Origin of the sequence: Dietzia sp. CH92, from assembly GCF_032248695.1 — a bacterium.
Taxonomy (GTDB): Bacteria; Actinomycetota; Actinomycetes; order Mycobacteriales; family Mycobacteriaceae; genus Dietzia.
The window spans coordinates 719,114-726,911 of record NZ_JAVHXC010000001.1 but is presented as its reverse complement, the minus strand read 5'-3'; the positions used below and the strand labels follow the sequence as shown (position 1 = coordinate 726,911).

7 protein-coding genes, 1 rRNA gene and 1 pseudogene are annotated in these 7,798 nt (G+C 70.1%); 5 read left to right on the top strand and 4 right to left on the bottom strand.

The window, feature by feature from the left end:
• The 3 genes and pseudogenes from rrf to RWK90_RS03445 all read left to right on the top strand — a co-directional run.
• A 5S ribosomal RNA gene (gene rrf, locus RWK90_RS03455) occupies positions 1-110 on the top strand; the annotation flags it as partial.
• 429 nt (positions 111-539) lie between these two features.
• Positions 540-2,657, top strand: a complete 2,118-nt coding sequence (locus RWK90_RS03450; protein ID WP_314034680.1) for an NAD(P)/FAD-dependent oxidoreductase — start codon at positions 540-542, stop codon at positions 2,655-2,657.
• Positions 2,658-2,688: 31 nt separating this feature from the next.
• Positions 2,689-2,865 (top strand): annotated as a pseudogene (locus RWK90_RS03445) (type II toxin-antitoxin system ParD family antitoxin); the annotation flags it as partial.
• 60 nt (positions 2,866-2,925) lie between these two features.
• On the opposite strand, the gene RWK90_RS03440 reads toward RWK90_RS03445, so the two are convergent.
• The 3 genes from RWK90_RS03440 to RWK90_RS03430 all read right to left on the bottom strand — a co-directional run bounded on the left by RWK90_RS03440 (position 2,926) and on the right by RWK90_RS03430 (position 5,899).
• Positions 2,926-3,816: a sulfite exporter TauE/SafE family protein gene (locus RWK90_RS03440; protein ID WP_314034678.1), complete on the bottom strand. Its 891-nt coding sequence runs from the start codon at positions 3,814-3,816 to the stop codon at positions 2,926-2,928.
• 52 nt (positions 3,817-3,868) lie between these two features.
• Positions 3,869-4,435 (bottom strand): rhodanese-like domain-containing protein, encoded by a 567-nt coding sequence (locus tag RWK90_RS03435; RefSeq protein ID WP_396230261.1) that lies wholly within the window; start codon positions 4,433-4,435, stop codon positions 3,869-3,871.
• Positions 4,436-4,504: 69 nt separating this feature from the next.
• Positions 4,505-5,899, bottom strand: coding sequence for an MBL fold metallo-hydrolase (locus RWK90_RS03430; protein ID WP_314034780.1), 1,395 nt, complete (start codon positions 5,897-5,899; stop codon positions 4,505-4,507).
• 198 nt (positions 5,900-6,097) lie between these two features.
• Here RWK90_RS03430 and RWK90_RS03425 point away from each other — a divergent pair, with 198 nt between their 5' ends.
• Positions 6,098-6,355: a metal-sensitive transcriptional regulator gene (locus tag RWK90_RS03425; protein WP_314034674.1), complete on the top strand. Its 258-nt coding sequence runs from the start codon at positions 6,098-6,100 to the stop codon at positions 6,353-6,355.
• Between the two features lie 69 nt (positions 6,356-6,424).
• Entirely contained in the window at positions 6,425-6,847 is a 423-nt protein-coding gene (locus RWK90_RS03420) for a DUF302 domain-containing protein (protein ID WP_314034672.1), read from the top strand.
• Between the two features lie 36 nt (positions 6,848-6,883).
• On the opposite strand, the gene RWK90_RS03415 is transcribed toward RWK90_RS03420, so the two are convergent.
• Entirely contained in the window at positions 6,884-7,735 is an 852-nt protein-coding gene (locus tag RWK90_RS03415) for a class I SAM-dependent methyltransferase (protein ID WP_314034670.1), read from the bottom strand.
• Positions 7,736-7,798: the final 63 nt, after the last annotated feature.

Here is a 7,798-nt window from a genome sequence, read left to right as displayed (position 1 = left end):
GCCATAGCGGCAGGGAAACGCCCGGTCCCATTCCGAACCCGGAAGCTAAGCCTGCCAGCGCCGATGGTACTGCACTCGCGAGGGTGTGGGAGAGTAGGACACCGCCGAACACAACTTCACACAGCCGGAACCCCGAACCCCACGGTTCGGGGTTCCCGCCATTTACACCCCCACACCGCCGCTGCGGTGCGAGAGCCGGCGCCCAACGTCACGTGACATCCCCGCGGTTGCGGTTCGGGGTCGGTGGGCATCGGCGCCGAGTGTGCGACACCGGCCGTACGGGGGAGGCGTCCAGATGGGCAGCCGTTGCTCAGGCACCCCGACTCATCTGGCTCGGCCGCGTCCATGAGCAGCGCCATCGGTTCCCTCGAACTGCTGATCGGCACGATCGGCGCGACCCGGCCATCGTCCACCGGCCCGCGTCCGACCACCTCGTCGTCGTCGCCCATAGCACGTCCCCCGCGCGGCGTGGCGACTCTTCCCACTCAGAATCCCGCCAAAGTTCTGACAACCGTCAACACCGGCGTATTCTCACTGACGTGACTACCCGCACCTCTTTCCCCCGTCTCACCTCGCCGGGCCGGATCGGCCCCATGGAGACCCCCAACCGCATCGTCCTGCCGGCCATGGACATGAACGTCTCCGAGGACGGTGAGATCGAGCAGTCGGAGATCGACCACTACGTCGCCCGCGCCAAGGGCGGCGCCGGGCTCATCATCACCGGCGCGTGCGCGATCGCGTTCCCCGTCGGCGCCGCCTCGCTCAAGGAGCCGGGTCTGTCCGACGACAAGTACATCCCCGGCCTCAAGGCCCTCGCCGACGCCGTGCACGCCGCCGGCTCGAAGCTCTGCGTGCAGTCCACCCACCACGGCAAGGTCGCGCGCGTGGACGTGGCCAACGACCGCCCGGTGATCGCCCCTAACGAGCCGGACTACAGCTACGACATGTCCGCTCTCGCCGACAGCACCCCCGAGGAGCTCGGCAAGATGGGCGCCGCCACCGGCGGCAAGCAGATGGTCTACAAGGAGATGGACTCCGAGGACATCGCCTGGCTCATCAGCACCTGGGCCGACGCGGCCGAGCGCATCGCCAAGGCCGGCGCCGACGCGATCGAGATCCACGTCGCGCACGGCTACATCCTCGGCGTGTTCCTCAACAAGCGCGACAACCAGCGCACCGACTCCTACGGCGGATCGCTGATCAACCGGGCGCGGCTGGCGTGTGAGGTCATCACCGCCGTCAAGGAGCGCGTGGGGGAGACGCTCGCGGTGATCGTGCGCGTCTCCGGCGAGGAGTACGGCCAGGAGGGCGGGCTCGAGCTGGACGAGGCGATCCTGGCCTCGCAGCTGTTCGAGAAGGCCGGCGCCGACGCCATCCACGTCACCGGCTGGGGCCGCAACCCCTTCGACAACTTCACCGACGGACCCCTGCCGGATCGCGTCGGCGCGTACCTGGACAACGCCGCGGCCATAAAGAACGCCGTGTCGGTGCCGGTGATCGCCGTGGGCCGCATGCTGCCCGAGGTGGCGGAGAAGGCGCTCGACGACGACAAGATCGACTTCGCCGCCATGGGCCGCCAGCTGCTCGCCGATCCGAACCTGCCCAACAAGCTGGCCACCGGACGCCGGGCCGAGGTCCGGCCCTGCATCAACTGCTACCTCTGCGTGGCCGAGAACTTCTTCGACGACACCCCCTTCTGTGCCGTGAACCCGGCGCTGGGCAACGAGACGCTCCTGCCGCTCACGCCCGCGCCCACGCGCGAGCACGTCGTGGTGGTGGGCGCCGGACCCGCCGGGCTCGAGTCGGCGCTCGTGCTCACCGAGCGCGGACACCGCGTCACCGTGCTGGACAAGGCAGACCGGCTGGGCGGCACCATGTGGTTCTCCACCCTCACCACCCCCGACAACGAGCCGCTGATCCGGTTCTTCGATCACGAGACCACGCGGCTCGGAATCGACGTGCGGCTAAATACCGAGGCGACGGTCGAGACCATCCGGTCGCTCGGCGCCGACCGGGTGATCGTGGCGACCGGCGCCAAGCGTCCCGCCCCGACCATCCCCGGCGGCGACCTGCCGCACGTGCACACCGGCGACTCGCTACGCAACACCATGCTCGGCACCGCCACCGCCGACGAGGCCGGGTTCTTCCTGCGGCTGGCCGGACGACTCGGCAAGCTGTCGACCATCACCAAGCGGCCGGCGTGGATCCGCAACCTCACCAAGATCGCGCTGCCGATGGGCAAGAACGTCGTGGTGATCGGCGGATCCCTGGTGGGCCTGGAGCTGGCCGAGTTCCTCGCCGAGCGCGGGCGACGCGTGACCCTGCTGCACGAGTCGCAGCAGCTCGGCCTGCCGCTGGCCATGCCGCGCCGCTGGACCGCCGTGCGGCACGCCAAGGAGCACGGGGTGGACATCCAGCGCCGCGTGTCCGTCACCCGCATCACCGAGCAGGGCGTGGAGTGGACCGACGCCAAGGGCAACGCCAGGTTTGCTGCGGCCGACATGGTGATCTACGCCGACGGCACCATGGCCGCCGCGCCGCTGGCCGACGAGCTGCGCGCCGCGGGCATCGACTGCGAGGTCGTGGGCGACGCCGGCGAGGTGGGCTACATCCACGGCGCCATCCACTCGGCGTGGAAGGTCGCGGCGGTCGGCTGATCGATGCCGGGGCGCGGACTGCGCCGCGAGAGAGGTCGGCTCGGGTCGATACCGGTCCGCCAGCGAGGTCGTAAAGGCCGGCCTACGACTACTCGAAGACCAACAGACGCGGATGGCCTCACTGTGGAGCGCACTCGCTAACGGAGAAGCAAGCGGAACTCCGGAGCCCTTCGACTTCGACACGTTCGTCGCAGCAAAGGGGCGATGACCGGCCCTGAACGACCGAAGACCGCCCGGCGAACCGGGCGGTCTTCGTGGTTACGGCGGGTCAGGCCAAAACCGCTTGGCCCCTTTGGCGATCCGCAGGCCTGCTCATCGTGCAACGGTCCTTGAATCCGAGCAGGCACACCGCCGCGGTCGAGGCCAGGACCACGACGACGCCGAGGATGATCGGCCCGGCGGGGAACGGCAGCTCCTGCGACAGGACGAACGCGCCCATGAGCAGGACGAAGGCCCCGAAGCCCTTGCGCAGCGCCCGCTCCGGCACGACGGAGGTGAGCCGGATGCCGACGAAGGAGCCGGCGATGGCGGCGAGGGTGACGGCGGCGACGAGCGGCCAGTCGAGGCTGACCGACGTGAGGTAGCCGCCGAGTCCCGCGAAGGACTTCATCGCGATGACGAGCAGAGACGTGCCCACCGCGGCCGTCATGGGCAGTCCCGCCAGGAGGACGAGGGCCGGCACGACGAGGAAGCCGCCGCCCGCGCCGACGAGGCCGGTCGCGGCGCCCACGACGAGTCCGTCCAGGAGGATCCGCCAGAGCGGGTGGTGGTGTGTCTGGCTCTGCCCGTCACGGTCCTTGCGTCCCTTGATCATCGCGCCCGCGGTGGCGATCATCATGAGCGCGAAGGCGATCATGAGGAGGGTGCCGGGGATGTAGCCACCGGCCAGACCGCCGAGGAACGCGCCGACCATCCCGGCCGCGCCGAAGATCAGGCCCGTGCGCCACTGGACGTTGCCCTTGCGGGCGTGGCCGATGAGGCTGACCAGCGAGGTGGCGCCAACGACGAACAGTGAGGTCGCGATGGCCTCGCGGGGGTCGAGCCCACCGATGTAGGTGAGCAGGGGGACCACGAGGATGGATCCGCCCCCGCCGAGAAGTCCCAGGGACAGGCCGACCAGGACGGCCAGGGCCACGACGACGATCGTGGTGATCTCCATGGAGGGTGCCTTTCTCCGGCGTGGGCGCCGGGGTCGCGGGTGGGGTGGCGGGTCAGGAACGGGTCGGCAGCGAGTTCAGGACGGTGCCGAGCTCGGGCTCGTCGGCGGAACGGTTCCACGGCATCTTGGACAGCGCGGCGGCCATGGCGCACGAGTTGCTCGCGGCGGAGTAGGTCAGCCCCGCACCGATCGCGCCGGCGAGGTAGGCGAACTTCGGGGACATGAGCTTCGAGGCGGTGACGCCGACCAGGACCAGCGAGCCGGCGGCCATGCGGACCTGCCGATCCATCGCCCAGACGCCCTTGCCGCGGACGACCTCGCCGCCGGCGGACTCGTAGCCGGCGATCCCGCCGTCGAGCACGGTCACCGAGTCGCGGTCGACGCCCGCGGCGCTGAGCCGCTCGCATGCCCGGCGGGCGCGGTTGCCGGACTGGCAGATGAGGACGACCTGGCCGGGGAGCCGCGAGGCGAACTCCTCGCCGTGCTCGGCGAGCAGCGGCAGCGGAACGTTGTAGGAGCCGCGGATGTGGACCGAGGCGTACTCGGCGCCGGAACGTACGTCGACCACGGTGGGCGGGGTGTCACTGCTCATCGCGTCGCGGAGGTCGGCGGGAGTCATGGTCGGGTTGCTGGCGGGAGTGGAGGACACGGGTGGTTCAGACCTTTCGGATGAGGTGAGTGGGTGTGGTCAGACGGCGGCGAGGTTGCGCTCGGACCAGGCGCTGTAGCTGCCCTCGAGTTCGACGACCCGGTAGCCAGCTCGCCGCAGGGCGCTGGCCGTCACCGAGTTGCGGACTCCGCTCTGGCAGTAGGTGACGATCGGCCCGTCGGTCGGGAGCCGGTCGAGGTTCCACAGGACGCGGCCGCCGCTGAGCTGCTCGGAGCCCGGGATGTGGCCGTCCGCGTGCTCGGTCTTGTTGCGCACGTCCAGCACCATCGCCGCGTCGAATGTGGCGAGGTCGTCGGGCCCGATCATCTCGGGGGTCGTCATCGGCAGCCCGTCGAAGCTGGTGGTGTAGCCGGTGACGGTGTCGATGCCGACCCGGATCATGTGGTCGCGGTACCGCTCGGCGGTCTCCTCGTCCTCGGCGAGGACGACCAGGGGGGTGTCCTCGCGCTCGGGGTCGTAGACCCACGCGCCGTACGACGCGGCCTTGTCGACGCCCGGGATGTTGAGCGCCCCGGGGACGGTGCCGGCGTGGACCTCGTCCTGGTCGCGGGTGTCGACGACGACGAGGTCGTTCTTCTCGAGCGCCTCGGCCAGTTCTCCGGTGCCGAACCGGCGGAGGGGTGCCAGTGTTCCGAGGATCGCCGGGCCCTCCTTGTTCTGCCGCTTCATGCGGCCGAAGTAGGCGTGCGCGTCAGGTTGTCCGTCGAGCATCTCGTCGATGAAGCCCTGCTCGTCGTCGCGCTCGACGTAGTCGGCCCACCAGGCGAACCGGCGCTCGTAGCCGACGCTGGTCGAGGGGAGCGCGCCGAGGGCCTTGCCGCACGCGCTGCCCGAACCGTGACCCGGGAACACCTGGACGTGGTCCGGCAGCGAGACGAAGGACTCCTTGAGGCTGCGGAAGATCTGTGAGGCGCCCTCGAATCGGGTGTCGACTCCACCGGCGGCCTCGTCGAGCAGGTCCGGTCGGCCGAGGTCGCCGGCGAAGACGAAGTCGCCGGTGAGCATGTAACCGGGGGAGTCGGCGAACGCTCCGTCGGTGACGAGGAACGACAGGTGCTCGGGAGTGTGGCCCGGGGTGTGGACGGCCTCGACGGTGATGTTGCCCAGCGTGAGCTGGTCACCGTGGTGCAGGCGCTCGGCCTCGAAGCCGTACTGCCAGTCGTCGCCGCCCTCGCCGGACACGTAGATGGTCGCCCCGGTCGCCTCCGCCAGCTCGCGGGTGCCGGACAGGTAGTCGGCGTGGATGTGGGTCTCGGTGACGGTGGTGATCGTCATGCCGTGGCGGTCGGCCAGTTCCAGGTACTCGCGGATGTCGCGGCGGGCGTCCACCACCATCGCCTCGTTCTTCGCCTGGCAGCCGATGACGTACCCGGCCTGGGCGAGGTCCTCGTCGTAGATGCGCTCGAGAAGCACGGTGCTCTCCTTGTCGATCGGGGTCCCGGTCTCGGGGTGTTCCCCGAACATATATACCCCGGGGGGTATGCGCAACATGCCCCGGGGGGTATGCGTCGAGCAGGAGGCAGGGGGGTGGCGAGCTACGTGCAGGGACTGGAGCGGGACACCCCAGGGGGTATAGACTGTGGTGACTTCTCGCCGATTACAGGGGGCCCGATGCAACTCGACACAGTCGAACTGACGCCGACACTCAACCGCCTCAAGCGCGCCCAGGGCCAGCTCGCCGCCGTCGTGCGCATGATCGAGGACGGTCGCGATTGCAAGGACGTCGTCACCCAGCTCTCGGCGGTGTCCAAGGCTCTGGATCGGGCGGGGTTCGCGATCATCGCCAGCGGCCTCGAGCAGTGCTTGACGAACCCCGACGAGGCCCTGGACAAGAAGGAGCTGGAGAAGCTGTTCCTCTCCTTGGCCTGACCCGCCGCAGCCCTGCGCACAGGCCGGGGACACCTCAACGCCGTCGAAGAGATATCGAAGGAGTCGGTCATGACCTACACCCGCACCGTTACTGTCGACATGCCCTACGAGCAGGCCATGGAGCGCACGCGCGCCGCTCTGGCGGAGCAGGGCTTCGGCATTCTCACCGAGATCGACGTCAACGCGACGTTCGCCGCCAAGCTGGGTGACGAGGCCGCGGACGCGGTGGGCGCCTACACGATCCTCGGAGCGTGCAATCCCGGCCTGGCCAGCAAGGCGTTGGCCGCCGAACCGGAGCTCGGCGCCCTGCTGCCGTGCAACGTCGTGGTGCGCCGCGGAAAGGACGCCGAGCAGACGACCATCGAGGCCATCGACCCGCAGACCATGGTCCAGCTCAGCGGCAGTCCGCAGGTGCGGGAAGTCGCCGACGATGCCGACGTGCGGCTGCGTGCTGCGCTGTCGGCGATCAGCGACGCCGCTTCCGGGAGCTAGCCGGACAGCGGCGGAACCTCGCCCTGGAGCGTCACGTCAGGTTGACCGGGGTGAGCGCGCCTCCACGACCCAGGTCTTCGCGCCCATCCGGACCTCGCCGTCCGTGACGTGGTCGCCGAGCGCCGCGGCCGCGGCGGCGACCGCGTCCTCGCGGGCCCCGGGGTTCGCCGTCATCGCCATCATGGCCTGAGGGTTCTGCTCGAGGGCCTGGCGCGCGATGTCGTCGAGGTCCTCGACGGGGCCCAGGATCACCTCGTCAGGCCCGGGGCTCACCGAGACGGATTCGAACCCGGCCGACTCCAGCAGGCTGTGCACGTACCCGGGGTCGGCCAGGGCGAACGGCCCCGGCCCGCCGGGAGGCGGTGGCGGTGGCCCGCCGAGCCGGGCGAGCGCTGCGCCCGTGGGGACCGTGATGAAGGGGTTCGCGGCCGGTGCGGCGTAGCAGACGAACGCGAACCGCCCACCGGTCCTCAGCGCGGACGCGATGGCGGAGAACCCCGCCACGGGGCCCTCGAAGAACATCACGCCCATGCGGGAGAACGCCGCGTCGAACGGGCCGGGGAGTGGATCGCTCTCCACGTCGAGCCGGGCGAACTCGACGTTGTCGGCGTCCGCCTCGTCCGCCGCCCTGGCCTGTGCGAACTCGATCATCGGGCGGGACACGTCCACGCCGACCACCGTTCCGCCGGGGCGCACCCGACGCCCGATCTCCAGCGTCGTGGCGCCGGTTCCGCAGCCGATGTCCAGCACGCGGTGACCCGGGGACGGTTCGAGGCGGTCGAGCGCGGCCCGGCCCAGCGGTTCGAGGATCGTGTCGTACATGCGCGCGTTGCGCACCCAGGACCGTCCGACGGGACCGCTCCAGAGTTCGGCCTGCGTTGCACTCATGGTGAGCTCCAATGACTCGGTTCCATCGTAGAACCGGGGGAACGCGACCGGAACCCTCGCGGA

Bases quoted from the DNA above. Each gene is read 5' to 3' on its own strand.
- RWK90_RS03440 (WP_314034678.1), bottom strand. From the start codon at position 3,816: ATGGAGATCACCACGATCGTCGTCGTGGCCCTGGCCGTCCTGGTCGGC.
- RWK90_RS03435 (WP_396230261.1), bottom strand. From the start codon at position 4,435: ATGACTCCCGCCGACCTCCGCGACGCGATGAGCAGTGACACCCCGCCC.
- RWK90_RS03425 (WP_314034674.1), top strand. From the start codon at position 6,098: ATGCAACTCGACACAGTCGAACTGACGCCGACACTCAACCGCCTCAAG.
- RWK90_RS03420 (WP_314034672.1), top strand. From the start codon at position 6,425: ATGACCTACACCCGCACCGTTACTGTCGACATGCCCTACGAGCAGGCC.
- RWK90_RS03415 (WP_314034670.1), bottom strand. From the start codon at position 7,735: ATGAGTGCAACGCAGGCCGAACTCTGGAGCGGTCCCGTCGGACGGTCC.